Here is a 26088-nt window from a genome sequence, read left to right as displayed (position 1 = left end):
AGTGAAAACAAAGGGGGCAGATATCATGGCTGGTTGGATCGTAGGGATTAGTTTTTCCACCATCGTACTGCTAATCGGGATTTACGGCGCATTGAACAGCAGGCGCAGGCAGTCCAGAAACAAGTGGGCCTGGTGGTTTATTCTGTTTGGTTGTTGTGCGCTTGTCAGTGCCATCATTAATTATCAATTCAGATGAGCCTCATATATTACAAAAGTAAGCCTACAAAACGGATATGGCTTTCAATTGCCCTATGTGATATAGTAAGTATCCTTTTGTATTTCCAGATCTAGGCGATACAGAGCAAAACATATTCTTAGGAGGTAACTGAAACATGTCAGACAGCTTTCAAAGTGCCTATCAAGAAGAAGAGTACAGGTTAGAGCGAACGATGGAGGAAGTGGACAGTCAGCTGGAACGACTGCAGAATATTCCGGTATACACCGGTCACGACTTCACAGAACAAGTGTTGGAAGCTGGACGCGAAGAGCGCCGCACCGCCTTGTCCAAGAGCGCGCAGCAACCCTATTTCGGACGCTTGGATTTCGAAGAACAGGGCAGTGGTGCACGGAAACCGCTGTATATTGGCAAAATCGGCGTAGACCGCGAAGAGGTGGGAGAGCATCCGCTCGTCATCGACTGGCGTGCTCCTGTCGCAAGCCTGTTTTACTCATTTACGGGAGGCGAAGCCTCCGCTACGTATGAAGCCCCGGAAGGGCTTATCGAAGGTCTGGTATACCTGAAACGAAACGTTGTCATTCGGCAGCGGATATTGGAACGTGTGGCGGATACATATAACCGTGACAGCGACCAGCCAGCGGTATCTGATGAATTTCTCGTTTATCGTCTGGGAGAGAACAAGGATAACAAACTCCGTGACATCGTATCTACGATTCAGGCGGAGCAGGATCAGATCATTCGTGCGGCGAGAAACACCGCATTGATCATTCAGGGTGTAGCCGGATCCGGGAAAACAACGGTTGCCCTGCATCGTCTTGCCTTTTTGCTGTATCAGTACAAGGAGCAGGTATCTGCGGAGAAAATGGTTATTTTTGCACCCAACCACATGTTCCTGGATTACATCTCAGATGTGCTCCCGGAACTCGGAGTAGGGGACATTCAGCAGCGGACATTCCCGGATTGGGCGATGAACCTGCTGGGGCTGGAAATGCCTTTGGCGAATACGTCGGATACATTGAACACCTGGTTCGAAACTCCAGATGCGCGGCCTGAATTAAATGATGATGTACCTGGACGTTACAAAGGATCCATCCGTTTCATGGAGCTTATTCGAGAGTGGCTCTCGGGCATGGAAGCGGATTCCGTACCGGATATGGACTTCAGTCCATGGGATGGTAAGGTGCTCAGCAAGACGGAGATCGAGAACTGGTTCGGTGAGGAATATAAGCATTATCCACTAGCCAAACGCAAAGAACGGGTCATGGCGCGGGTTCACCGCTGGATTGAGATGGAACTTAAGAAACCGATGCCAGAAGCTGTGCGCAAAGAACGCAAGAAAAAAGCGTCTACTCGTGAGAAAGCTTATGCCAAAAAATGGCCTCAATACGAGCCGCTTACGCTATACAAACAGTTGTTCAAAGCTGCAAAGGGTGGCTCTGTGCCAGCCTCACTCAGCGGGCTTATTCCAAAACTGGTCATGAAACAAACCGCAGCAGATCTGAAACAGGATATCGTCCGTGAAGAGGACCTGCCTGCATTGGTATACATTCATACACTGGTCCATGATATTGAGGGTTCGGAGCGATTTGACCATATTGTGATCGATGAAGCGCAGGACTTTTCACCTTTCCATGTGGCGTTATTGGATCAGTTCGTCAAAGGGCATTCCTTCACCATACTGGGTGACTTGTCTCAAGGCATTCATGAGTACCGTGGTGTTCATGCGTGGGAAGAGATGAGTTCTCTATTTCCTGAGGAACAGAATGCATACTTTGCATTGACCCGAAGCTATCGTTCGACGATGGAAATTATCGACTATGCGAATACGATTCTGGAAAGGGGCGTCAAAAGCGGGATTACGGCGATCCCTGTTTTCCGTAGTGGTGATCCGGTTCGGACGTTGGCTTATGGAGGCGAAGGGCGGACGGCTAGTCTGGAGCAGGCTTTGAAGGTGTTAACAGTCAAAGACTACCGAACTGTCTCCATCCTGACGCGTACACTGCATGAAGCAGAGGTGCTTCACCGTGACCTTCAGGCCGCAGGCTGGGATCTGAACCTGATCGATGGTGGCAAAAAGCAGTACACGGGTGGACACTCTGTTTTACCTGTCTATCTGTCCAAAGGGTTGGAGTTTGATGCCGTTATTGTGGCAGACGTAGATCAGAAGCATTATTTGCCAAATGCGGGTGATGCGAAACTGTTGTACGTTGGTTGTACACGGGCCTTGCATGAATTGTGGTTGTTCCACGAGGGTGATTTGCCAGAATACGCGGCTGCAACACATAATCCTGACGGCGAGCCTGTAACCATTCAGGGTTGGCCTGAGCTTGAGTAAATAAAGTTTGCTTATACAAGAAAAGGCATGGCGTTCATGGGAAAGTCCCATAAGCGCATGCCTTTTTTTGCTTTCGCGCGAGAATTGCTTAATCTTCTAACGAAGAACGACGGGGGAGTTCAAGTTTATGTTACGCTATTTCCCATTCTGGACGAGCGACGGTTCACCAGGAATATGCCGACACCAATGAATAACCCGCCTGCCAATGCAAACCACTGGACATGCTCTCCTAGCAAAATCCAACTCGACAATACACCAAAGAACGGTGCTAGAAACAGATAAGAACTGGTTTGGGCCGGATCACTATGTTGTAGCAAATAAAACCAGAGTGAGAACTGGATGATGGAGCAAACAAGCGTCAACCAGAGCAACACCATAACCGAGGTGGCATTCATTATAAAGTGAGGCTGTTCAGTCCACATGCTCAGCAGAAGCAAGGCAGCACCTCCAGCGAGCATCTGATAGGCTGTTAAGACAAAAGTATCGTAGCCATCGCCCCAGCGTTTGATGAGCAATGTAGACACGGCAAAGGAGATCGCACCGCCAAATCCAATCCAGGTTCCAGGGCTAAAGCTCATCTGCCATCCAAAGGTTAACATAATCCCTACGAAGCCGAGCATAACACCGATCCACTGACTGAAACGGTAGGTCAGTCTATATAAAAGAGCACTGAGGATAATGACTAGCAACGGATTGGTAAACGTAATGATGGCTGATTCACCGGATGTAATCCAGTTCATGCTGTAGTAGGCGCAGCCCATCACTCCTGCCGATTGGAACAGGCCAATGAGGATTATTTTCAACCATGACTGCCATCCAGTAGGCAAAGGACGTTTACGAAGGAACAAGGCCATCAAGCCACCTGCCAGTATATAACGTATGCCCATGAGCAGGAAAGGTGGGGCATATAACATGCCGATCTTGCCAACTGGAAAAGAAGTTCCCATGATTAACGTTGTCAAAATGATCAAGATTGTATATTTCAAAGGTTTTATGCTTCGGGTACCTGTGATCAGAGCAACTCTATTTTTCCAGTGTGTCATGCTGAACACTCCTTATCATCATCCAGTCAGATGACTGGTTTGGGATCTACATGAATTGTAGTCCGGTTTGCACATGAAGTATAATGATTGGTAATGAAGTGGATATCATTTTGAATGATGTCAGAGTGGAGGGGCCATGGAGAGCGGGGATCTTAGAATATTTCAGTGTGTTGCACAGGAGGGGAATCTGACCAAAGCTGCTTCTAAACTAGGGTATGTCCAATCCAACGTAACGGCACGAATCAGGCATCTGGAAGCAGAAGTGGGTACAACGTTGTTCATTCGTCATAATCGAGGCATGACGTTATCTCCAGCCGGAGAGATGCTGCTGACCTATGCAGATAAAATAATTGGTTTGCTGAATGATGCTTCCAAGGCGCTTCGGGCGACGAGTACACCATCGGGGCCGCTAAGAATAGGCTCTACCCAGACTGCCGCAGCAGTTCGTTTACCTGAGCTTTTTGCAAAATACTATAAAAAGTATCCCGATGTGTCCTTGTCACTGGCTACGGGCAATTCGCAGATGCTTATTGATCAAGTGATTGGGTATGAATTGGAAGGAGCATTTATTGGCTGTGCCTGTGATCATCCTGATATCGAGTCTATCGATGTATTTGATGAAGAACTATTTGTAGTTTCGTCAGGTGTGGGACCAGAAGATGAACTTACCCGTAAGCCGATCCTTGTCTACAGTATGGGATGCTCCTACCGACAAACGTTAGAGGAGTGGTTGCTCTCAAGTGGGGTAAATCGTCCGGTAATTATGGAGTTTGGAACTCTGGAAGCGATTATTAGTGGAGTAACGTCCGGAATGGGAATTTCTCTGTTACCGGAGATTGTGATTCGGCAGCAAATCGAAAGTGGCAACCTTCGCAAACATTCGCTCCCCTCCGGTATAAGCCGCATGATGACTCGTTTTATTACACGCAAGGATGCGTTTATCAGTAGTGCGCTTGGCGCATTTATCGCTATGTTACCGCGGGAGTATGATATGATAGAGAGTGGAGATACAACAGAAGTGTAATTGTACACAAGCCAAGGCAATTCGTTAAGGAAGTGATGAGCAATGGATTTATTTTCGTTTCAACAGGACTCAAAACCACAAGCTAGATTGCTCGCAGACCGCCTGCGGCCAGAGCATCTGGATGAATATATTGGACAGGAACATATTATTGGACCAGGAAAATTGCTCCGGCGTGCCATTGAGGCTGATCAAATTTCATCTATCTTGTTATACGGCCCTCCGGGATGCGGGAAGACAACCCTGGCACATATTATTTCCCAGCAAACACAAGGACAGTTCGTTCGCCTGAATGCAGTGGAAGCTTCCGTCAAAGATGTGCGTGAGGTCATTGAGCAGGCGCAAACGAACAAACAGCTGTATGGAACAAAAACCATTCTGTTCCTCGATGAGGTACATCGGTTTAACAGTTCACGTCAGGACGCGCTATTGCCTGCGGTGGAGAAGGGTACGATTATTTTTATCGGCGCTACAACAGAGAATCCCTTTCATTATGTCAATGGGGCCTTGATGAGCCGTTCCACTCTGTTCCAGCTAGAATCGCTAAACAAGGATCATTCCCTAATTGCAATGCGCAGAGCATTGAGCGATGCGGACAAAGGTCTGGGGTTCATGGAACTACAGGCGGACGATGAGGCGCTTGAGCACATTGCTACGATGGCCAACGGGGATATTCGGCGTGCGCTTAACGCGCTTGAACTGGCTGCGTTGACCACGCCACCGGAGAAGGATGGGTCCATTCATATTACGCTTGGTGTAGCTGAAGAGTCTATTCGACGCCCCATTGTGAAGGCAGATGAATCCACCCAGTATGATGTGTTGTCTGCATTTCACAAGAGTATTCGGGGTTCCAGTGATGCGGCGCTGTTCTGGTTTCTATACGCGGTGGAGAAGCTCGGCATGGATCCGATGACCTTCATTCGGCGCCTGATTGCAGCGAGCAGTGAAGATATTGGACTAGCGAACCCGCAAGCTATGACTCAGGCGATTGGGGCACTTGATGCGTACCGGAATAACGGTTGGCCCGAAGCCAAGCTGAACATTGCACAAGCGATTCTGTTCGCGGTCGAAAGTCCAAAATCCAATGCGGTCTACACCGCCATTTCCAAAGCCATGAACGCTATTGATGAGGTGAAATCGGCAGAAGTTCCACTTCACTTGCGAGATACGCATTACTCGGGTGCTGTAAAACTTGGACATGAGGGCTATCAATATCCACACAACTATCCGGGGCATTACGTGAAACAAGAATATTTGCCAAAGCAGCTCTCACGGAGAGTATTTTATGAGGCAACGGAGCAGGGTAACGAATCGAAGATCAGGCTGAACCAACAGCGGCGCAGAGATTTATAAGATCAGTCAGATCACTCGGGAGATGCACATAACATGAAAGAGCTTTTGTATATAGGAGTAGGTGGATTTCTCGGTACATTGACCCGATATGCCATACAGTTAGGGATACCAGCTGCTCATGTAGGCTTTCCTTGGGCAGTGCTGCTAATCAATGCGATTGGCAGCCTTTTTTTGGGTTGGTTCTTTACTATAGCTGTTCCAGGCAAAATAACACCACAACTTCGACTTGCGATTGGTACAGGTTTTACTGGCGCATTTACGACATTCTCCACGTTTACACTGGATATTGTTCGTTTATCCGAGGGTGGAGAATGGGTCAAAGCTGCAATTTATATGATCGTAAGTCTATTGGCAGGGTTGTTGCTCTGTGCGCTGGGAATGAGCCTTGGACAGCGTATGTTGGGAACACGAAGACAAGAGGGTGATGCCTCATGATCCTGTGGATTGGTTTTGCAGGTGTGCTGGGTGCGGTACTGCGTTACAGTCTGGGAAAATGGGTCTCTGGCTTGTTAGGAACGGTTTTTCCGTGGGGAACATGGATCATCAACATCAGCGGCTCACTGCTGCTTGGGTCGTTATATGGCTGGCATCAATCTGAGATGATCTCAGATGGAACCTGGGTGATGTGGGGAACCGGCTTTTGCGGTGCGTACACCACATTCTCCACCTTTGGCTATGAAACGTTAGGACTTATGGGTCGACAACGATACGCCAGAGCGGCGCTCTACGTCGTCAGTTCAGTTGTAGTGGGAGTGTTGGCCGCCTGGGCAGGAGTCTGGTTGACTGCATAACGAACTATTTTTAATTTTTTTGCAAAAATAAGCAGGAAAAAAGCCATCCTTCATTGTATACATGAAAGACGGCTTTTTTAATAGGGATACACGGTATTGTGTATAATCCGCATTTTAATGGACAAGCTCTATTATTGCATTGCGGGTACAGGTACTTTTTGCACCTGATCGATCGTACCCCCACCCAGGCAGACCTCTCCGTCGTAGAAAACAACGGCTTGTCCTGGCGTAATGGCTTTTTGTTGCTGGTCAAATTGTACATCCACACTTCCATCTTCCTGCCAGGTCAATGTTACACCTTGATCCGGCTGACGATAGCGGAACTTGGCAGTACAACGGTATGGCACATTAGGCATGTGCTCTGTACCGGCAATCCAGTTCACACCCGTTGCGGTAAGACCAGTGGAGTACAGGCTTGCATGGGCATCGCCCTGAACAACAAGCAGTTGATTCTCCTCCAGATTCTTGTCTGCAACGAACCAGGGTTCACCATTGCCGGAACCGCCAATGCCAAGACCTTGGCGCTGTCCAAGTGTGTAGTACATCAGACCGTCATGACGACCTTTGACTTCACCGGTTGCGATATCAACCATGTCTCCGCCTTTGGCAGGCAGATAGTTACTCAGGAACTCTTTGAAATTACGCTCACCGATGAAGCAGACACCTGTGCTGTCTTTTTTCTTGGCAGTATACAAACCAGCCGCTTCTGCGATTTTGCGTACTTCCGGTTTGGGCAGATGACCAATCGGGAACATGGCTTTGGACAGCTGGTTCTGATTGAGTGCATTAAGGAAATACGTTTGATCCTTATTGTTATCCACACCACGTAGCAGCTGTAACGTGCCATCTTCTTCAATCAGGCGAGCATAGTGTCCTGTAGCTACATAATCTGCGCCGAGATCCAGAGCTTTGTTCAGGAATTCACCAAATTTGATCTCACGATTACACATGACATCCGGATTTGGCGTGCGGCCCGACTTATATTCATCAAGGAAATAGGTAAATACTTTATCAAAATATTCTTTCTCGAAGTTGACAGTGTAGTAAGGAATGCCGATCTGTTCACATACGCGGCGTACATCCTCTGAATCTTCTTCAGCGGTACAGTGGCCGAACTCGTCGGTGTCATCCCAGTTTTTCATGAAAATGCCGATGACATCGTAACCCTGCTCTTTCAGCAGCAGTGCGGTAACGGAAGAATCGACACCTCCGGACATGCCAACGACGACCCGTGTATTTTCAATTGTTTTGGACATCGTTATCACCATTTCTATATATAAATGTGTTTCGTTTCTTATTCTAGCATAACCGGACTCAAGATACGATACACCCGGCCAACTTTGGATAGTGTCCACCACAGACGCACATTTTGGAATATCGTCAATCTTTCTTTTCCATAAAGCATGCAGATATGTTAACATTAGCTGAGGGTTATGATCGGAATACGGAGGATTAGAAGGTTTATGCTAATCTCAATGCATCTCCGCTGTGGACAGATCGTGAAACAGACGGTCATGGACCACAGGATATAATATAAAGTTTCCAAGCGTTTCTGAAAATTGAAAGAGGTGACTCCTTTGAAAATATCGACAAAAGGCCGTTACGGCCTCACAATCATGATGGAGCTGGCTGCTAGAACAGGCGAAGGCCCTACATCACTTAAAAGCATTGCCGAGCGCAACCAGCTCTCGGAACATTACCTGGAGCAATTGATCGCTCCACTGCGCAATGCAGGACTGGTGAAGAGCATTAGAGGTGCTTACGGCGGTTATATCCTTGCAGGTGATCCCGCAACCGTGACTGCAGGCGACGTGATCCGTGTACTGGAAGGGCCAATCTCCCCAGTAGACTTCACGGAAGAAGATGATCCGGCGAAGCGTGATCTATGGTTGCGTATTCGTGACGGCATTGCGGAAGTGTTGGATTCCACAACACTGAAAGATCTGATTACATTCCAGGATCAAGAGAAAAAAGATAGTTACATGTTTTACATTTAAAAAAGAATTCTAATAACTTGACATGGTAACATACTTGAGCCCCCATTTGGGGGCTTTATCCATGCCTTAACAGAAAAATAAGATATTTTAACATATAACGGGGTGAAGATAAATGAAACGAATTTATTTGGATCACGCCGCATCGACACCTATGCATCCACAAGTCGCAGAAGCGATGATGAAAGTCATGACTGGACAATATGGCAACGCATCAAGTATCCATGCCTTTGGGCGTGAAGCCAAACGGACCGTCAGCGGAGCAAGGGATGTCATTGCGGCGTCTTTGGGCTGTTTCCCGGACGAATTGGTATTTACCGGAGGCGGCACGGAGAGCGACAATTTGGCCATTTTTGGAGCAGTTTCAACAAGACAGGATAAGGGGAAACACGTCATTACGACCGCCATTGAGCACCATGCTGTCTTGCATACGTGTCAGGAATTGGAGCGGCAAGGTTATGAAGTAACCTATCTATCTGTTGATCAATATGGACGAATAAATCTGGATGAGTTGCGAGAGGCCATTCGACCGGATACGGTGTTAATCACCATGATGTATGCCAACAATGAAGTAGGCACGATTCAGCCGATCCGCGAGGTGGGTGAGCTTGCACGTCAGCATAATATCCTTTTCCATACCGATGCAGTTCAGGCTCTGGGCAGCCAGAATATTTCCTGTAAGGAACTGCCTGTGGATCTAATCAGCTTCTCTGCGCATAAAATCAACGGGCCTCAGGGTGTGGGTGCACTCTATGTACGGCGAGGAATTGTGCTGGAAGCAAGAGCTCACGGTGGGCTGCAAGAGCGTCAACGACGCGCAGGAACGGAAAATATTGCGGGTATTGCCGGATTTGCAGAGGCCCTCAAGATTGCATCAGAGCATGCGGAGGCGCATCGTCAGCATGATTTGGAATTGCGGAAGCTTTTGTTGGAACAGCTCGAGAGTCATGTGGGGACGGAGCACTTTCATGTGAATGGGCACCCCGAGCATACGTTGCCAAACATCCTGAATATCAGCTTTCCGGAAGTGTCCACTGAGACGATGTTAATGAATCTGGATATGGAAGGAATCGCTGTGGCAAGTGGTTCTGCCTGCACTTCCGGTTCGCTTGAAGTATCTCACGTGCTCAAAGCGATGGATCTGCCAGAGACTTTTTTACACTCTGCGATTCGATTTAGCTGGGGATTGGGTAATACTACGGAAGAAATCATGATAACCGCCGAAAAAATTGGAACCATTCTTGGGAGACTGCGTAATAGACCCTAAGGGGAACTTTACACATGGAACAGAAGGAGGGAAGAAGTTCCATTTCATCGGTTGGATAGAAGCGGTTTTGATGATCGGCGTCTGATTGCCACTCATCAACTTTGGGCATACCTAGCAATAGCGCCGCGCCTATTTAATGATAAGAAGATGAGGGGGACCCAGCGATGAAGCTTCAGGAAATGATCGGACTTGCCGTTTTTGATGTTGAGGACGGGAAGCAGGTCGGTAAAATCCAGGATTTCATTGTGAATGATGATTGGGAGATCGAAGGCATTGAACTTGAGAACAAAGGCCTGTTTACCAATCATGTCAAAATCGTACAGTGGCAAGATATCGTTGCCTATGGCGAGGATGCCGTCATGATCCGTAATCAACAGGCTGTCCGCAAGACGGGAGCCGACGACATAAAATACACGTACCTCCTCGGTCGTTCTAAATTGAAGGAGATGTCCGTGCTCACCGAAGAAGGTTTGCTGCTTGGACGTGTCTCTGATGTTTATTTTGACCAGGAGTTGGGAAATACAATAGTAGGGATTGAAATTACGGACGGTTTTGTGTCCGATCTGATCGAGGGCCGTAAATGGCTGCCATGTACAAGCGATATGTCCATCGGGGAAAGTGCCATTATGGTGCCGCCGCTGAGTGAACAACGCTTGGAAAATGCCATTCATTCTGTTAATGGATAGGTGAATGAATATGAAATGTCCAAACTGTAGTTCCAAAGATATCGGGAAAATTGGTTCCCACCAGTTTTATTGCTGGGGATGCTTTATTGAGTTAACGGTGAACGGTGAGAAAATGTCTGTATATCAGGTGGAAGAAGACGGCACGCTGAGCTCCCTGGATGATTTGTTCTTCGGGGACGAGCTGCCGCAAGACTTCCCTCATCTTCACGCTTCTTCTTAAAAAGCAGGATAACTTCCTCTATATGCGGTTTCATGACAATGTATGTCATGGGATGCTGTCGTTACTTGTTGGCAGGTGTATATAGATGCGGTTACATAATGGTTCGGGTGGGACATGGTTGATTATATGTTACCCCGGACCGCAAGATGCGCTTCCTTCTCTGATGAAGGAGGCGTTTTTTTGGTTCAGGAAAAAATGTGAGGATTGCTGCTTTCCACTTCTACGCTGTGTTAATAAATATTACCTTTCCTACATATACTGACTCTCAGAGCCAGTCCAAAAGGAGAGATGCAAAGTGGAGCAATTAACCAAAAACAAGCTGTTCCGTTACGCGATCTGGCTGCTGCTCGGGTTGATCATTCTGTATTTTATCTGGCTGCTGCGGCCTTTACTGCTTCACATATATGCTTTCCTGAAAACAGTGCTGGCCCCTTTTATCGTAGCCCTTATCATATCTTATGTACTCAATCCGATTGTCAGCATGCTGGGAGGGCGCAAGGTGCCGCGTACGATTGCGGTCCTGCTCATATATGCCTTTTTCCTGACCTGTATCGGTGTCATTCTGATGAATGTCATTCCGGTATTGATTGAACAGCTGGAAGAACTCAACGAACATATGCCCGAGCTGTCTATGCGTGCCCAAAGCTTGATGAACAATATGGATCACAAATTAATGCCGCCAAGTGTTCGAACAGGCATGAACAGCTGGTTCTTTCAGATGGAGGATCGACTAACTCAGGGAATTGCTGTGCTCATGGACAATATCGGGGCGACCATCAATGTGTTATTCAATGTGTTTATCGTGCCTTTTCTGATCTTTTATATGTTAAAAGATTTTGAAGTGTTCGAGCGCACCATTGTGGCGTATCTTCCGCGTTCACGTCGTAAAGCGATTGTCTCGGTGATGAAAGAGATCGACACTGCGCTGGGAAACTACATACGAGGACAGTTTATTGTCTGTGTCATTGTCGGTATCTTTGCCTACATTGGTTATATCGTGATTGATATGCCGTATGCCCTACTGCTTGCGAGTATTGTGGCGGTGTTTAACATTGTGCCCTACTTGGGGCCGTTCCTTGGCGCTGCCCCTGCTGTGGTCATGGCATCGACGGTATCGTTTAAAATGGTGCTGCTTGTTGTCATTGTGAACACACTGTGCCAGGTGCTGGAGAGCAACGTTATTTCTCCTCAGGTGGTGGGACGTACGCTGCATCTGCATCCATTGTCGATTATATTTGCACTGCTCGTCGGAGGTGAACTGGCAGGCATTGTAGGCCTTATTCTGGCGGTGCCCGTTTTTGCCGTCCTGAAGGTGATTGTGCAGCACTTTTTCGCCTATTACATCAAACGAAGGACTGACTAAATAGTAGGGTTAAAACATCAAGGAAGCCGCGTTGACACCCGCTTGTGCTACCGATATAATGAGTGTGTATGTTTAGAACATGAAATCGATGATGAAATAAAGTACGCCGAGGGTTCCTTTCCTCAGAGAATAGACTTCTTCGGATCAGGGTGACCCTGAACTGATGGCTGGAAGAGTCTTGAAAGATGAAGCGGCGGAAAGCTAATTTCGGAGTGCAGGACAACCCTGCCGGGCGCGACCGTTATTTCGCATGAACGAGGAGATTGTTTGTTTGTCCGGGCAGCAAGGGATGAACAGCAATAACCAGGGTGGTACCGCGATAACATCGTCCCTGATTATTCAGGGGCGTTTTTTGTGTTTATTTTTAGAAAAACAATGTTGACCAACCGGAGCGAATACGCAACGGACTATTATAATTTAATGGGGGCATCCAGTATGAAAGCCAGTGAAATCCGGTCCAAATGGATAGAGTTTTTTGCAAGTAAAGGTCACAAAATCGAGCCGAGCGCATCGCTCGTACCTCACAACGATCCTTCTCTACTGTGGATCAATGCGGGTATGGCACCGCTCAAACCATATTTTGACGGACGTGAGAAGCCGGAGAACCCACGCCTTGCGAACTCCCAAAAGTGTATCCGTACCAATGATATCGAGAATGTTGGTAAAACGCGTCGTCACCATACGTTCTTCGAAATGCTAGGCAACTTCTCCATTGGAGATTACTTCAAGGAAGAGACGGTTACCTGGGCATGGGAGTTCCTGACTAGCAAAGAGTGGATCGGTTTTGATCCGGAGCGTCTGTCAGTAACGGTATATCCGGAAGATGAAGAAGCATTCAAACTGTGGAACGAAAAAGTGGGACTGCCTGCAGAGCGTATCATCAAATTGGATGAGAACTTCTGGGATATTGGCGAAGGCCCATGTGGACCTTGTACCGAGATCTTCTATGACCGCGGCGAAGCTTATGGAAACGACATGAGTGATCCTGAGATGTATCCAGGTGGGGAAAACGAACGTTATCTGGAAGTGTGGAACCTGGTATTCTCCCAGTTCAACCATAACAAAGACGGCAGCTACACACCGCTTCCTAACAAAAATATTGATACAGGTGCTGGTTTGGAACGGTTTGCTTCCATTCTGCAAAATGTGGATTCCAACTTCGACACAGACCTGTTCCAACCGATGATTCAAAGAACAGCCGCTCTTGCGGGTGTGAAATATAACGACAGCGTAGAGATTGATGTTGCACTGAAAGTCATTGCCGATCATATTCGTACCGTTGCCTTTGCAGTAGGTGATGGCGTTCTGCCAAGTAATGAAGGACGTGGATATGTCATTCGTCGTTTGCTTCGCCGTGCAGTTCGTTACGGTAAAGTGCTTGGACTCGACCGTCCATTCCTGTATGAACTGACCTCAACCGTTGGTGAAGTGATGGGAATGTACTACCCTGAGGTAGTGGACAAACAAGAGTTCATCGCCAAAGTGATCAAAACTGAGGAAGAGCGTTTCCACGAAACACTCACGGATGGTCTGGCTATTCTGGCTGATATGAGTCGCACTGCCAAATCCGAAGGACGCACGGTTATTAGCGGACCTGAAGCTTTCAAACTGTATGACACATACGGTTTCCCGTTTGACCTGACAGAAGATTATGCTGCAGAGCATGGTCTGACTGTGGATCGTGAAGGTTTTGATGCTTCCATGCAGAAACAACGTGAACTTGGACGTGCTGGGCGCCAAGAGAACGAGAGCATGAAAGTCCAAGGCGGGCCACTTGCTGATCTGGAGGTTAAAAGCGAGTTTGTTGGTTATACTGACCTGTTGACGGAAGCGAAAGTGGTAGCCATCGTTGCCGGTGACGCCCTTGTTGACACTGTAGGCGAAGGACAGACGTGCCAGGTTGTTCTGGACAAGACTCCTTTCTACGCAGAAAGTGGCGGTCAAGTGAGTGATCAGGGCTTGCTGCGCGGTGCTAGTGTAACAGCCAAAGTACAAGGCTTGTTCAAAGCTCCACTCGGACAACATGTACATCTGGTAACTGTGGAGTCCGGTGAACTGCGTGTAGGCGATGTGATCAATGCTCAAGTAGATTCTGCGAAACGCGGCGACATTATCAAAAACCATACGGCAACTCACTTGCTGCACAAAGCACTTAAAGATGTGCTCGGCACGCACGTAAATCAGGCGGGATCGCTCGTAGAGCCACAGCGTCTGCGTTTTGACTTCTCTCACTTCGGCAGCATCACGCCGGAAGAGTTGACAGAGATTGAGCGTCAGGTGAACGAACAGATCTGGAATCGTCTGAACGTGAACATCGAGCTGAAAGCTATTGATGAAGCCAAAGAAATGGGTGCGATGGCTCTGTTTGGCGAAAAATATGGAGATATTGTACGTGTCGTTCAAGTTGGAGACTACAGTTTGGAACTTTGTGGCGGCTGTCACGTAAATAATACTTCAGAGATTGGAATCTTCAAACTGGTGAGCGAGAGCGGGATTGGCTCCGGCGTGCGTCGGATCGAAGCTGTAACTGGCCGTGGTGCATATCTGTATGTGGAAAGCCAATTGGAATTGCTCAAGCAATCAGCAGCGCTGCTCAAAGCAAATGTGGCTGATGTGCCTAAACGGATCGAAGGTCTGAACCTGCAACTGAAAGAAGCAGCTAGAGAGACTGAATCCCTGCAAAGCAAGCTGAGCGCCATGGAAGCGGGTCAACTGACGGATCAAGTGGTACAAGCAGGAAATACACAATTGCTGGCAGCACGTGTAGATGCTCCGAACATGGATGCGCTTCGCACAGTGGCTGATGAGTTGAAAATCAAATTGCCTAACGCCGTACTCGTATTGGGTGCCGCAGCCGATGGCAAAGTGAATTTTGTAGTAGCTGTACCTGCTGAACAAGTAAAACAAGGATTACACGCAGGCAAAATCGTCAAAGAAGTCGCAGCAGTATGCGGCGGTGGCGGTGGTGGACGTCCAGATATGGCGCAAGCCGGAGGCAAGGATGCGACCAAGCTGGATGAAGCGCTGAAACTGGCGGTTTCGCTGGTTAGCGGGCATAATGCATAAATCCATTGAGTGGCTTTCAATCGTCAAAAAATAAATCGAAATGGTTCTGTTCGTTTATTTTTTGTACCCGAGAGCGTGTGGAATCGAATGATGCAATATGCTGAAGCCAGTAAAGGACAAGCAAAAAACACAATTGCCTTATCCTTTGTTTACTTGTGGCAGTCAGAATATGTTATTATATAAACAGAAATCAATTCGGCAGGACATGGTCCCCATGTTCATGCAGGAGCGAGGTGTCATCAATGGACTCCATGGATAAGACGGTTAAATTTAATGTGAAAGGTGACGAACAGGAAGCATCATCCAAAGAGATTCTTCTCACGGTATATGATGCATTGGTCGATAAGGATTATAATCCGATCAACCAGATTGTTGGGTATCTGATTTCCGGAGACCCGGCATACATTCCTCGTCACAACAATGCACGTAGTCTGGTCCGTAAAAAGGAGCGCGATGAGCTGATTGAAGAGCTTGTACGTTCCTATCTGGCCAATCACCGGTAATGTACGCCGCTTCCGCTGTGTTGCAGCTATGCAGACAGCGGCAAATGAACCGACAGAAGACAGCCTGAAGCTTGAGAAGGCGATTATTTGTAATCGACCTGAGCAGGCCCCAGGATGGGAGAGCATGGATGAAAATATTAGGTTTGGATTATGGGGACCGAAGAATCGGGGTTGCCGCGAGTGACGCCTTCGGTTGGACTGCCCAGGGATTGGAAGTGCTTGAACGCCGCCGTGATGAAGGTGAGTTCACTCGAATTGCCGATCTTGTGCGTGAGCATGAGATTAGTGAGATCGTAGTCGGACTTCCCAAAAACATGAACGGCACCGTAGGACCGCGCGGTGAGATATGCATTGCTTTTGCCGATCGCCTGCGGGATGAACTGAATTTACCTGTTCACCTTTGGGATGAACGGCTGACAACCATGGCAGCAGAACGTACGCTGATTGAAGCGGATGTCAGTCGGAAAAAACGCAAGCAGGTTGTGGACAAAATGGCCGCAAGCTTGATTTTGCAAAATTATTTGGATGCCAATAGTAGAAGGTGAGGGGGATCAACAATGGCTGAAGATCAACTGGGTATGGAAGAAGAAGCGGAAATTATTTACATTGCGGATGACGAGGGTAATGAAGAGGAATTCGAAGTCATCATGAAGTTTGAAGTAGATGGTTCGGAGGCCAAGTACATGATGGTTGCTCCGGTTGAACCTGAAGATGGCGAAACGGATGTATATGCATTCCGTTATGAAGAAGAGGGCGACGATATTAAACTTTTCGTCATCCAAGATGATGCCGAGTGGGATATCGTCGAGGAGACGTTTAATACATTTCTTGCTGAAGATGAAGAGGAAGCGAACTAAATGACGGAATATAGCCGCAAAGACCTGAAATGGACAGATTCACTGCGTCTGGCATTCGGTGCTCATGTTGAGCTCGAAGAAGATAACGGTAAATCACAACCGTATGACTTGTTGGCTGAGTTCGAAGTCGGCGGTCAGCAATACGCGGTGCTCCGCAGTTCGTTGCGACCTTATGACGAGGTTGAACTTCTGCGGGTATCACCTGGAAGTGAAGACCAGATCATGCCGGAGTTAGTTACGATCGACGATGATGATGAGTGGGAGAACATCTCGGAGCTTTATGATGAATGTACTCTCCCCATTGACGAAGATTAATCAGCTTCAAATTGAAGAAACCGGGAGGGCGGAGAAGTCCGCTCTTTTTGGTTGTGTAAAGGAGTTGTTTCTTTTTTGAAAGGGAAAGCAATAGTAGTCATACTGCTTATCATTGTAGTTCTTGCCGGAGGCGCAGGTGGATACGTGTGGAGTATGATGCGTCCTGTGGAAGCTTCTACAGAACCAGTCGTATTCGAGATTAAGAGCGGATCGGGAACTTCGAAAATCGCAGATCAGCTTCAAGAAGAAGGCCTCATTCGAAGCGGGTTGACCTTCAAAGGGTATTTAAAGTGGAAAAAACTAGGTTCTAATTTCATGGCGGGTACATATTCTATGAGTCCTGGCGTGACATATGACGAGATTGTTAGCAAGCTGAGTAGTGGTGAAGTAGTACCGGAGGAAATGGTGAAATTTACAATTCCGGAGGGTTATAACGTTCTGCAAATGGCGGGTAAGCTTTCTTATGAGCATGTAGTAGATCGGGATGAATTCATCAAGCTGGCCAATGATCCTTCGGCCTTTGATGTAGATATCATCAAAGATATTCCAGTGGATGAAGAACTTCGCTACGTATTGGAAGGGTATCTATTCCCGGAGACGTATGAGCTGAAAAAGGGAAGTTCCACGCATGATGTGATGCAACGGATGCTGGAAGAATTCCAGACCAAGATTAATTCCATTCCTGATTTGGAAGCCAAGCTCCAGGAAAAGAACCTTTCCCTGCATGAACTGCTGACGATCGCGTCACTCGTGGAGAAAGAAGTTGTAGTGGACGAGGAACGTGCTCTGGTTGCAGGTGTAATCTACAATCGGATCAATCAGGATATGAAGCTGGAGATTGATGCTACCGTGCAATATCTGCTCGACAGACCGAAGGAACGATTGTTTTTCAAGGATCTAAAGGTGAAAAGTCCCTATAATACGTATCTGAACAAAGGCTTGCCACCAGGTCCAATTGCTAGTCCAAGTCTTCCGTCCATTGAGGCAGCGCTAAATCCGGAAGCTTCGGAGTATCTGTTCTATGTGACAAAAAAGGATGGCTCGTCTGGACATCTATTTGCCAAAACGTATAAGGAACACCAGCAAAATATAGCCAAAAGTAAGGCTGCGCAATAAGCGGAGGGGATTATATGAGTAAGAAACATGAACTGCTCGTTACAGCAGCGAATGTGAAAGAGGCAGAAGTGCTTCTCCAGGCTGGAGCAGATGCTCTGGTCATTGGAGATGATCGATTCGGCATGCGTCTTCCAGGGAGCTTCAGCGTGGAAGAGACAGCAGAGGTGGTTGCCATTGCAGCCAAACATCAGGCGCGTGTGTATGTATCCATGACTAATCTGATGTCCAACGAGCTGCTGAAAGAATTGCCAGAATATGTTCAGGCTTTGGGCAGAATCGGTGTGGATGGTGTGGAGTTTAATGATCCATCCGTGCTGGCTACCATGAAGGAATACGCTCCACATGTGAAGCTGCACTGGAACGCGGAGATGACTTCAACGAACTATGCGACGGCCAACTATTGGGGAACCAAGGGCGCTAGTCGTGTTGTGCTTGCCCGTGAGTTGAATATGGACGAGTTGACGGAAATGGTTCCTTTTTTGAAGGTGGAAGCTCAGGTTCAGGTGCATGGTATGACGAATATTTATCATTCCAAGCGCAGTCTGGTGCAAAGTTATATGGCTCATCAAGGACGGCCGGTTGAGGGACATCTGGGTAAAGAACGGGGATTGTTCCTGATCGAGGCTGAACGCCGGGATGAGAAATTCCCGATCTATGAGGACATGAACGGTACGCACATTATGAGCTCTGAGGATATATGCATCCTCGAAGATCTTCATCTGTTGATGGAGGCGGGTGTGCACAGTTTCAAAGTTGAAGGTATGTTAAAATCGCTTACTTACAATGAAGCTGTTGTACGTGCATATCGGGCAGCGATTGACAGTTATGTAGCCGATGCTGATGCATATGCGTTCTCTGAAGATTGGCTCGCTGAGGTGCGGGAGTTACAGGACCCTGAACGTGAATTGTCGTTTGGATTTTTCTATAAAGAACAAGTGTATTAATAGACGAGGTGAACAGAATGGAAACAGTGGCGGTACAGCGGAAGTTTTCGGGTAAACGTAACCGTCTGGACAAACCGGAGCTGCTAGCTCCGGCGGGTAATCTGGAAAAACTGAAATTTGCGATCCATTACGGTGCAGATGCCGTATATATCGGTGGACAGGCCTATGGACTCCGTTCCAACGCGGATAACTTTAGCTTTGAAGAGATGCGTGAAGGTGTGGAGTTTGCCAAAAAGTATGGAGCCAAAGTGTTCGTAGCGACGAATATCTATGCACATAATGAGGATGTTGAGGGTATCGAAACGTACCTGCAAAACCTCTATAATGCGGGAATCTCTGCGATCATCGTAGCCGATCCGGCTATTATTGAAGTAGCCCTTCGTGCTGTGCCGGGCCTTGAGGTACATTTGAGTACTCAACAATCCACACTCAACTGGCAAGCCGTGAAGTTCTGGAAAGATGAAGGACTTCCCCGTGTTGTTCTTGGACGTGAGACCAGCTTCGAAGAGATTGAGGAAATCAAGGCAAATGTGGATATTGAAATTGAAGCCTTTATTCATGGAGCGATGTGTTCATCGTATTCTGGCCGTTGTGTGCTCTCCAATCACTTTACGGATCGGGACTCTAACCGGGGTGGCTGTTGCCAGTCTTGCCGTTGGAAGTATGATCTGTTCGAGGATGCGAGAGAAGATACGGTGTGGGTCAGCGAAGAGGACATGCAGATGCAGGCACCTGCACCATTCAAACTGGGTGAGAACCAGCTTCCCCTGTTCCAGGAACAGGACAATTCATTCTCCATGGGATCAAAGGATCTGTGCATGATTGGTCATATCCCCGAGTTGATTGATGTGGGTGTGGACAGCTTCAAGATTGAAGGCCGCATGAAATCAATTCACTATGTGGCTACCGTGGTTAACGTATACCGTCAAGCTATTGACGCTTATATGGCAGACCCGGAAAATTATGTTCTGAAGCCTGAGTGGGTTGAAGAAATGAACAAAGCGGCAAATCGTCCGCTGAATACCGGGTTTTTCTATGATACACCAGACCATGAAGATCATATCTATGAGCCGGAAGAAAAGGCCGTACCTTTTGACTTCGCTGGCTTGGTTACGGGGTATGATGCTGAAACAGGAATGGCAACCATTCAACAGCGCAATCACTTCAAACCAGGACAAGAAATTGAATTTTTCGGTCCGGGAGGTCACTTTTTCAAACAGGTCGTCGATGAAATACAGGATGAAGAAGGCAATGTTCTCGATGCTGCTCGTCACCCGTTGCAACTGATTAAAATGAAGGTGGATCAACCGGTTTCGTACTTCGATATGATGAGAAAAAAGAAGTAGGTTCAAATACCTACAATGTGTCAATATTGTATTATGATTTAACAAAATAGTGCTATGGAATTTACATTTGGGACCTCCGTTTATCGGCATATGGGGGTCTTTTTTTTATAGAAAAATAGGAATAAAGTTGTAAAATATTTCTGGGAAGTGAAAGGGGAACGAAGAAAGCTGTCGAATACTACATATTTATAGGGGAGAGAAAGAAAAATCCAACAAGTAAATTACTGGCAGGTGAATGGGATTGGTTCAAAAGAAGCAGAAAGACAGTGGGGAGCAAGTGACAAAAGACGAGCAGGTTAAGCCTGAGAATGTTCAGAAAGTGAAGAAAGAAAAAGTAGTCAAAAGCAAAACGACAGGTAGTGGCAAAAGATTGTTCAAGATTGATCGCAGTAAACTCAAGCTGGACTGGATCAAGACTGATTGGGTGAAGAAACAACTGAAAAACCGGGATTGGAAAAACTTTGGGGGGTCTTCTTTCGAACAGATTAAGAAGGCGAATCCGGTTAAATCCGTAGGGGTTAAACTGTTCTTGATCTTCTTTGCGGGTATTATGATTTTTGTAGTGAGTTTGGGTCTATTATCCTATTCGAAAGCCAAGGGTACGATTGAGACCAATGCCTCACGAGCTAATCAGGAGACGATTGATCAGACCAAACAAAAAATGGACATCATTTTGGAGAGATTTGTGGACACATCCACACAGATTTTCTTTGATCCGGAAATGCAGTCCTTGCTACAAAAAATGTCAGATAAGAATCTGACTGCGTATGATACATTCGTGAATTCAAGTTCAATCAACAAGCAACTGTCCAATATTGCATTTACAAATAAATCTATGGAAGCGATTTATCTGGTACCTACGGACGATACGAAGTCCATTATGGGTACGGGTAGCAACAGTTCCTCCATGGGCAGTATTCGCCAGGAACCTTGGTATAGTGAGTTAATCGAGGCAGGCGGTTATCGCTGGCTTCCAACAGAAGTGAAGGAAGATGGTTCGATCCCAACGTTCAAAATTGCACGTTCAATGAAGAACCTGCAGGGAACTACCCAGTCGTATGTTCTGGTAATTGAACTGAAACTGGAAGTTCTGGAGGAACAATTGAAATCGCTTGACCTGGGACCAGGAGCTGTTCTGCAACTGATCGCTCCGGATAATAAAGTGGTTGCATCCTCCATCCCGGATCGTACCGGACAAGATACAGAGCTTACATTTGTCAAAGAACTAACCGAACCAGCAGGTAGTACGAATACGGAGTATACGGTGGATGACAAACCTACAGAAATGCTGGCTGTATACAGCACGATGGAAACGTCCAATTGGAAACTGGTCGGTATGATACCTACCTCTGTTCTGGTTCAGGATGCTAAAGGTATTCTGACTCTTACACTGTGGATGGCACTGATTGATGCCGGTATTGCAGTGTTGATCGGGATCTGGATGGTTCGCATGATTGCTCGTCCACTTGGCAAATTGAAAGATCTGATGCAGGAAGGTGCGAAAGGTAATCTTAAAGTTCGTACCCCATATAGCTCCAAAGATGAAATTGGCCAGCTCTCATCCGCATTTAATCTGATGATGGAGCAGATCACGAAGCTGGTTGAACAAACCAATCGTTCTGCGCAGGAAGTACTGGATACCGCATCTGAGCTGAGCAGTGCATCCAAGAAAACGGCTGTGTCTGCTTCTGAAATCGCTGTAGCTACAGAAGAGATTGCAGGTGGTGCAGGCAGCCTGGCAACCGAAGCGGAACGTGGCAATGAATTGACGGATAATATCTCTCGTCAGATGGAGAGTGTGATTGCTGCCAATGAACAGATGGGCGATTCTGCTCGTCATGTAGAGAAGTCCAGTCACACAGGCTCACAACATCTGAATCAGTTAATGACCAAAACCCAGAAGACAGAAGAAATGATTGGTGCACTGGTGAATAAGGTTGATTCGCTGAAAGAGAGCACGTCTTCTGTCCTGAAAGTGCTTGAAGTTCTGCAAAACATAACGAAACAGACCAATATCCTTTCCCTGAATGCAACCATTGAAGCAGCACGTGCCGGTGCAGCCGGGCGAGGATTCATGGTGGTAGCTGATGAGGTTCGTCAGCTTGCGGCTCAATCCAGACAATCCATTGAGATGGTTGGAGAGATCACTGACAAAATCATGACCGAAATGAATGAGACAGTGGATGCTTTGTCTGCAGCCTATCCGTTATTCAAAGAACAGATGGATGCGGTTAAAGACACCAACGTCATCTTCGCTTCCGTACAGGAACAGATGGGTGCATTTGTAGAACGTCTAGGCATGGTGACAGGTTCAATTGGAGATTTGAACAAATCTCAAAGTACGTTGTCTGAAGCGATGAGCAATGTCAGCGCCGTAGCTGAAGAATCTTCTGCAACGTCTCAAGAAGTAGCTTCCTTGAGCAGTGAACAGCAAAATATCAGTAACCAGCTGGTTAATCTGTCTGGCAAACTGGAGAACGTGTCCACTGAACTGAAAGAAACATTGTCACGCTTTACGGTGTAACAAGCCAAGGTTGAAATGAGGAGAACCTGTCCCGCACATGGGACAGGTTTTCTTTATGTTTACCGGATAATTCCAAGCCTTATCAGCAATAATATGTCAAAACGACAAAAGGTGAGATTGGGATGCATCTTCTTGCGAAACGGCGGATTTATATAGCTTGTATTCTTCTAACTCTTGTCTTTGGGCTACTTATATTGCGATTGGGATGGGTTCAGATCGTTCAGGTGAATCAGACCATGCCTGGATTTCACCGAACGGTACGTGAAATGTCTGTATTGCAACGTGAACGTGGGGTAATGCTTGATCCAGGGCGGGGACAATTTACGGATTTCAAAGGCGAGGCGTTGACGGGGAAGCTGCAATGGGGCTTGGTTCTTTTTCCACAGACAGGTCCATCAGAGAAAGTACGAAAGTATGGAGTGTTGGAAGGCTCCGAGATGACACAGTTGGCAGCTATTTTACATACGGATCTGGATCAATTAAAAAAGGAATGGAATCAGGAGAGCACACCTCATTTTTGGACAGCAGGTGCACAGCAGCCTGTTCATTTGACCGAATCTCAGGTTGAGCGCCTACGTACTCTGCATCTGCAAGAAGCCGGCATATATCCGATGATGACAAGGTATCTTCAGGGGTATACGGGAATGCAGTGGATGGGTTATCTGGCTGAACAGCCGGGATCTTCCAAAGGAAAACCTGGACATCAGGATGAAGTGAAACAGCCTTTTGCCATGAAATCAGGGGCAGCTGGACTGGAGAGAACGCTTGAACCCCTGTTGATGGGCATTGGCCCTACACTAGTATCACGTATGGTCTCGGGTGGTGGAGAGATTATCCCCGATGTTCAGCCGCATGTCATTGCACCAGCCAATAGCCATTATCCTTTACGTGTGGAAACCACTGTGGATGCCGAGTTGCAGCGTGGGCTGGAGCAGCTGACAGAAGAATCTGGATTAGAAGAGGGAGCTGTTGTTGTGCTTGATGTCGCTAACGCAGATGTTCGCGCCATGATCTCCCGCCCTTTCTATCAGCCACAACACGTGGACCCCAAGCAATCGGCCTGGGGAAATCGTGCAGTACAGGGAGCCGTACCGGGTTCCATTTTCAAAATCGTCACTGCAGCGGCTGCGTTGGAATATCATGCGGTTTCTAACGGAGAAGAATTCTATTGTGGTGGTGAATACGGAAAATATGGGCTGTCCTGCTGGAAGGAGCATGGGCATGGAAACCTGAATCTGGAGCAAGGGTTTGCCGAGTCTTGTAACATCGTATTCGCGGAAACGGCGCGCAGGTTTGGTATGGAGCAACTGGAGCAGACGGCAGATCGTCTGGGACTGGCACGTCCTGTTGGTTGGGAGGGGAAACAGATGGCTGGCATGCCCGTCTTACGGCACTTTGATCATGAAGATCACGGGCGTGTGAGAACAGAGGCTGTTTCTTCTGCTGATGAAGGTGCGAAAATACAGACAGCAATCGGCCAACGCGATGTCTTGGTCACACCGCTGCAAGCTGCCAATCTAATCGTTACACTGTTACATGATGGAAAGGTTAGTGCCCCACGTCTCGTTAAGCGCATCCGATATGCGGATGGTGGCACCATGCTGGAGATGCCCTTGCATGATTCACCTTCAGCAGCAGGACAGATTGCTCCCGCAACAGCGCATAAACTACTATCCTGGATGAATAAGGTCGTCCGTGAGGGAACAGGAAAATCCCTGCAGCATGCACGATGGCATGTTGCAGGGAAATCAGGTACAGCTCAAGTACAAAAAAATGGGGAGGAGCTCAATCATCAATGGTTCATTGGTTATGGACCGATAGAACAACCCAAATACGCCGTAGCTGTTCTTGTCCAGAATGTCTCTCCAGACAGCCATCATCAGGCGACAGCTCTCTTCAGGAAGGTGATGGACTATTTGGCGGAGTCCTCATGATCCTTCGCAGGAACGGGACGTTGTACAGTAGATTCGGCAGAATTCGCTGAGGCCTTGTTAACGGGTGGGTCCATGACCAATGGAGAGGATTCAAATTCATCTTTTGGCAGGTGAATCCACTTTTGCAGGTACCCTTGTTGTAACAGTTCTTTTAGAAGGATCAGGAGCACTGGAGATAACACTACACCAGCAAGGCCGAAGATTGAAAGGGAGATCAGCATAAACGAAAGCATCAAGTACGCCGAAGATACACCGATCGAGTTACCTGAGATTTTCGGTTCCAGCAATTGTCGTGTCAGCATCGTTACTGCCAGAATGACAATCAGGCCGATCGCCAGGCTACTATTGCCTATAATGAACAAGTAGACGATCCATGGAATGAATACAACAGGAACACCAAGCAGTGGCACCAGATCGAAGACTGCACAGATGGCTGCAATGGTAAAGGCGTTAGAGGTTCCCAAAATCAACAAACCTGCATAAATCAATACGAACGTAATTAGCATCATGATCATCTGTGCCTTCAAATACGAGCGGATCGTTTTGAACACATGATTACGCATGAATTCAATAGCTAATTTCAAGGTTTTAGGCGTTTTCGCACGGGCGAACTTGCGCCAGGATTCGATCTCGATACTGAGAAAGAATGCCAGAATAATCGCTATTCCGAAGTTCGTAATAAACGAAGAGAATGAACTGAGGAAGCCGACGACGAACTGTGCTCCGCTAGTTACCCATTTGGACAGGAAACCGGTCAGTGTTGCAAAATATTCGTTCGCTTTTTCCATAATCCCATCAGGTAGAGCATCGGACTTGTCCTGCATAAATAGAACCAGATTGGTGAATTCACGCTGTATCATTTCAATATATACGGGAAAATTATCTTGAAGATTGGAAATTTGTGAAATGATAATCAAACCCACACCAAAAAAGGCAGCGACAATTAATGCAAGAAACAACAAGACGGAGATGGCGGCTCCAAGCGTCTTGGGTAATCCTTTGCGATGTAAAAATTTGGCCAGTGGCTCAATCATCCAATACACGATGAATGATAGAAAGACGGGTGCAGCCACTTGGTATAATTGACTAAAACCGTACATGATCACATACACGGTTAATACGAGCAATGCGATGTCAAAGACGGTTCGCCCGTATTTTTTGTAAAGCGGTAGCATGGACATGGCTCCTTTGATGGCAATAATTATATTGTATTTATTGTACACGATAGCTAT

General features: G+C 47.2%; 24 protein-coding genes. 21 read left to right on the top strand and 3 right to left on the bottom strand.

The genetic code is table 11. The annotated features are described in order from the left end of the window. Positions 1-25: 25 nt before the first annotated feature. Together MHI06_RS22945 and MHI06_RS22940 are read left to right on the top strand one after the other, a co-directional pair. Positions 26-196 (top strand): hypothetical protein, encoded by a 171-nt coding sequence (locus MHI06_RS22945; protein ID WP_167544426.1) that lies wholly within the window; start codon positions 26-28, stop codon positions 194-196. A gap of 136 nt (positions 197-332) precedes the next feature. Beyond that, complete coding sequence (locus MHI06_RS22940) at positions 333-2513, top strand: UvrD-helicase domain-containing protein (protein WP_340399224.1); 2181 nt, start codon at positions 333-335, stop codon at positions 2511-2513. Between the two features lie 125 nt (positions 2514-2638). Here MHI06_RS22940 and MHI06_RS22935 read toward each other — a convergent pair whose 3' ends face one another. Then, a complete protein-coding gene (locus MHI06_RS22935) occupies positions 2639-3556 on the bottom strand; it encodes an EamA family transporter (RefSeq protein WP_340399223.1) in 918 nt (305 codons plus the stop codon). 136 nt (positions 3557-3692) lie between these two features. Between MHI06_RS22935 and MHI06_RS22930 the strand changes: the two genes are divergently transcribed. Genes MHI06_RS22930 through crcB (MHI06_RS22915) form a run of 4 tightly spaced genes read left to right on the top strand, consistent with a single transcriptional unit; the run spans position 3693 to position 6721 of the window. Continuing rightward, positions 3693-4580, top strand: a complete 888-nt coding sequence (locus MHI06_RS22930; protein ID WP_340399222.1) for a LysR family transcriptional regulator — start codon at positions 3693-3695, stop codon at positions 4578-4580. A gap of 42 nt (positions 4581-4622) precedes the next feature. Further along, a complete protein-coding gene (locus MHI06_RS22925) occupies positions 4623-5930 on the top strand; it encodes a replication-associated recombination protein A (RefSeq protein WP_036616934.1) in 1308 nt (435 codons plus the stop codon). 33 nt (positions 5931-5963) lie between these two features. Beyond that, on the top strand, positions 5964-6365 hold the full coding sequence (gene crcB, locus MHI06_RS22920) for a fluoride efflux transporter CrcB (RefSeq protein ID WP_340399221.1): 402 nt from the start codon (positions 5964-5966) through the stop codon (positions 6363-6365). Continuing rightward, positions 6362-6721 carry a fluoride efflux transporter CrcB gene (gene crcB / locus MHI06_RS22915; protein WP_340399220.1) on the top strand — a complete coding sequence of 120 codons (360 nt, stop codon included), beginning with the start codon at positions 6362-6364 and terminating at the stop codon, positions 6719-6721. Before crcB (MHI06_RS22920) ends, crcB (MHI06_RS22915) begins: the two co-directional genes overlap by 4 nt. A 131-nt stretch (positions 6722-6852) precedes the next feature. On the opposite strand, the gene mnmA is transcribed toward crcB (MHI06_RS22915), so the two are convergent. After that, entirely contained in the window at positions 6853-7977 is a 1125-nt protein-coding gene (gene mnmA / locus MHI06_RS22910; RefSeq protein ID WP_340399219.1) for a tRNA 2-thiouridine(34) synthase MnmA, read from the bottom strand. Positions 7978-8298: 321 nt separating this feature from the next. On the opposite strand from mnmA, the gene MHI06_RS22905 reads away from it, so the two are divergent. From MHI06_RS22905 to MHI06_RS22835, 15 genes are all read left to right on the top strand, one after another. Beyond that, on the top strand, positions 8299-8718 hold the full coding sequence (locus tag MHI06_RS22905) for an Rrf2 family transcriptional regulator (protein ID WP_062835876.1): 420 nt from the start codon (positions 8299-8301) through the stop codon (positions 8716-8718). 112 nt (positions 8719-8830) lie between these two features. After that, positions 8831-9982, top strand: coding sequence for a cysteine desulfurase family protein (locus MHI06_RS22900; protein WP_340399218.1), 1152 nt, complete (start codon positions 8831-8833; stop codon positions 9980-9982). A 164-nt stretch (positions 9983-10146) separates the two neighbouring features. Continuing rightward, positions 10147-10668, top strand: coding sequence for a PRC-barrel domain-containing protein (locus tag MHI06_RS22895; RefSeq protein WP_169481832.1), 522 nt, complete (start codon positions 10147-10149; stop codon positions 10666-10668). A 10-nt stretch (positions 10669-10678) separates the two neighbouring features. Further along, entirely contained in the window at positions 10679-10888 is a 210-nt protein-coding gene (locus MHI06_RS22890; RefSeq protein ID WP_017686815.1) for a hypothetical protein, read from the top strand. Positions 10889-11183: 295 nt separating this feature from the next. Then, positions 11184-12251: an AI-2E family transporter gene (locus MHI06_RS22885; protein ID WP_340399217.1), complete on the top strand. Its 1068-nt coding sequence runs from the start codon at positions 11184-11186 to the stop codon at positions 12249-12251. A gap of 435 nt (positions 12252-12686) precedes the next feature. Beyond that, entirely contained in the window at positions 12687-15317 is a 2631-nt protein-coding gene (gene alaS / locus MHI06_RS22880; protein WP_340399216.1) for an alanine--tRNA ligase, read from the top strand. A gap of 242 nt (positions 15318-15559) precedes the next feature. Continuing rightward, on the top strand, positions 15560-15820 hold the full coding sequence (locus tag MHI06_RS22875) for an IreB family regulatory phosphoprotein (protein WP_017686818.1): 261 nt from the start codon (positions 15560-15562) through the stop codon (positions 15818-15820). A gap of 128 nt (positions 15821-15948) precedes the next feature. Further along, positions 15949-16365 carry a Holliday junction resolvase RuvX gene (gene ruvX / locus MHI06_RS22870; protein WP_340399215.1) on the top strand — a complete coding sequence of 139 codons (417 nt, stop codon included), beginning with the start codon at positions 15949-15951 and terminating at the stop codon, positions 16363-16365. A gap of 12 nt (positions 16366-16377) precedes the next feature. Next, positions 16378-16677: a DUF1292 domain-containing protein gene (locus tag MHI06_RS22865; RefSeq protein WP_017686820.1), complete on the top strand. Its 300-nt coding sequence runs from the start codon at positions 16378-16380 to the stop codon at positions 16675-16677. Further along, complete coding sequence (locus MHI06_RS22860; RefSeq protein WP_169481836.1) at positions 16678-16992, top strand: DUF1292 domain-containing protein; 315 nt, start codon at positions 16678-16680, stop codon at positions 16990-16992. It begins immediately after the preceding gene. A 75-nt stretch (positions 16993-17067) separates the two neighbouring features. Beyond that, a complete protein-coding gene (mltG, locus tag MHI06_RS22855; RefSeq protein WP_340399214.1) occupies positions 17068-18108 on the top strand; it encodes an endolytic transglycosylase MltG in 1041 nt (346 codons plus the stop codon). Between the two features lie 14 nt (positions 18109-18122). Further along, the gene (locus tag MHI06_RS22850) at positions 18123-19052 is read left to right on the top strand and encodes a peptidase U32 family protein (protein WP_340399213.1); all 930 of its coding nucleotides are present in this window, start codon (positions 18123-18125) and stop codon (positions 19050-19052) included. 17 nt (positions 19053-19069) lie between these two features. Next, positions 19070-20398, top strand: coding sequence for a U32 family peptidase (locus MHI06_RS22845; protein WP_340399212.1), 1329 nt, complete (start codon positions 19070-19072; stop codon positions 20396-20398). 241 nt (positions 20399-20639) lie between these two features. After that, complete coding sequence (locus tag MHI06_RS22840) at positions 20640-22922, top strand: methyl-accepting chemotaxis protein (RefSeq protein WP_340399211.1); 2283 nt, start codon at positions 20640-20642, stop codon at positions 22920-22922. Positions 22923-23158: 236 nt separating this feature from the next. Then, complete coding sequence (locus tag MHI06_RS22835; protein WP_340399210.1) at positions 23159-24856, top strand: penicillin-binding transpeptidase domain-containing protein; 1698 nt, start codon at positions 23159-23161, stop codon at positions 24854-24856. Here MHI06_RS22835 and MHI06_RS22830 read toward each other — a convergent pair. Beyond that, positions 24835-26031: an AI-2E family transporter gene (locus tag MHI06_RS22830; RefSeq protein ID WP_340399209.1), complete on the bottom strand. Its 1197-nt coding sequence runs from the start codon at positions 26029-26031 to the stop codon at positions 24835-24837. The genes MHI06_RS22835 and MHI06_RS22830 overlap by 22 nt on opposite strands. Positions 26032-26088 lie beyond the last annotated feature (57 nt).

It is taken from the genome of Paenibacillus sp. FSL H8-0079 (assembly GCF_037991315.1).
In the GTDB taxonomy this organism is placed as follows: domain Bacteria; phylum Bacillota; class Bacilli; order Paenibacillales; family Paenibacillaceae; genus Paenibacillus.
This window is presented reverse-complemented; position numbering and strand designations above follow the sequence as displayed.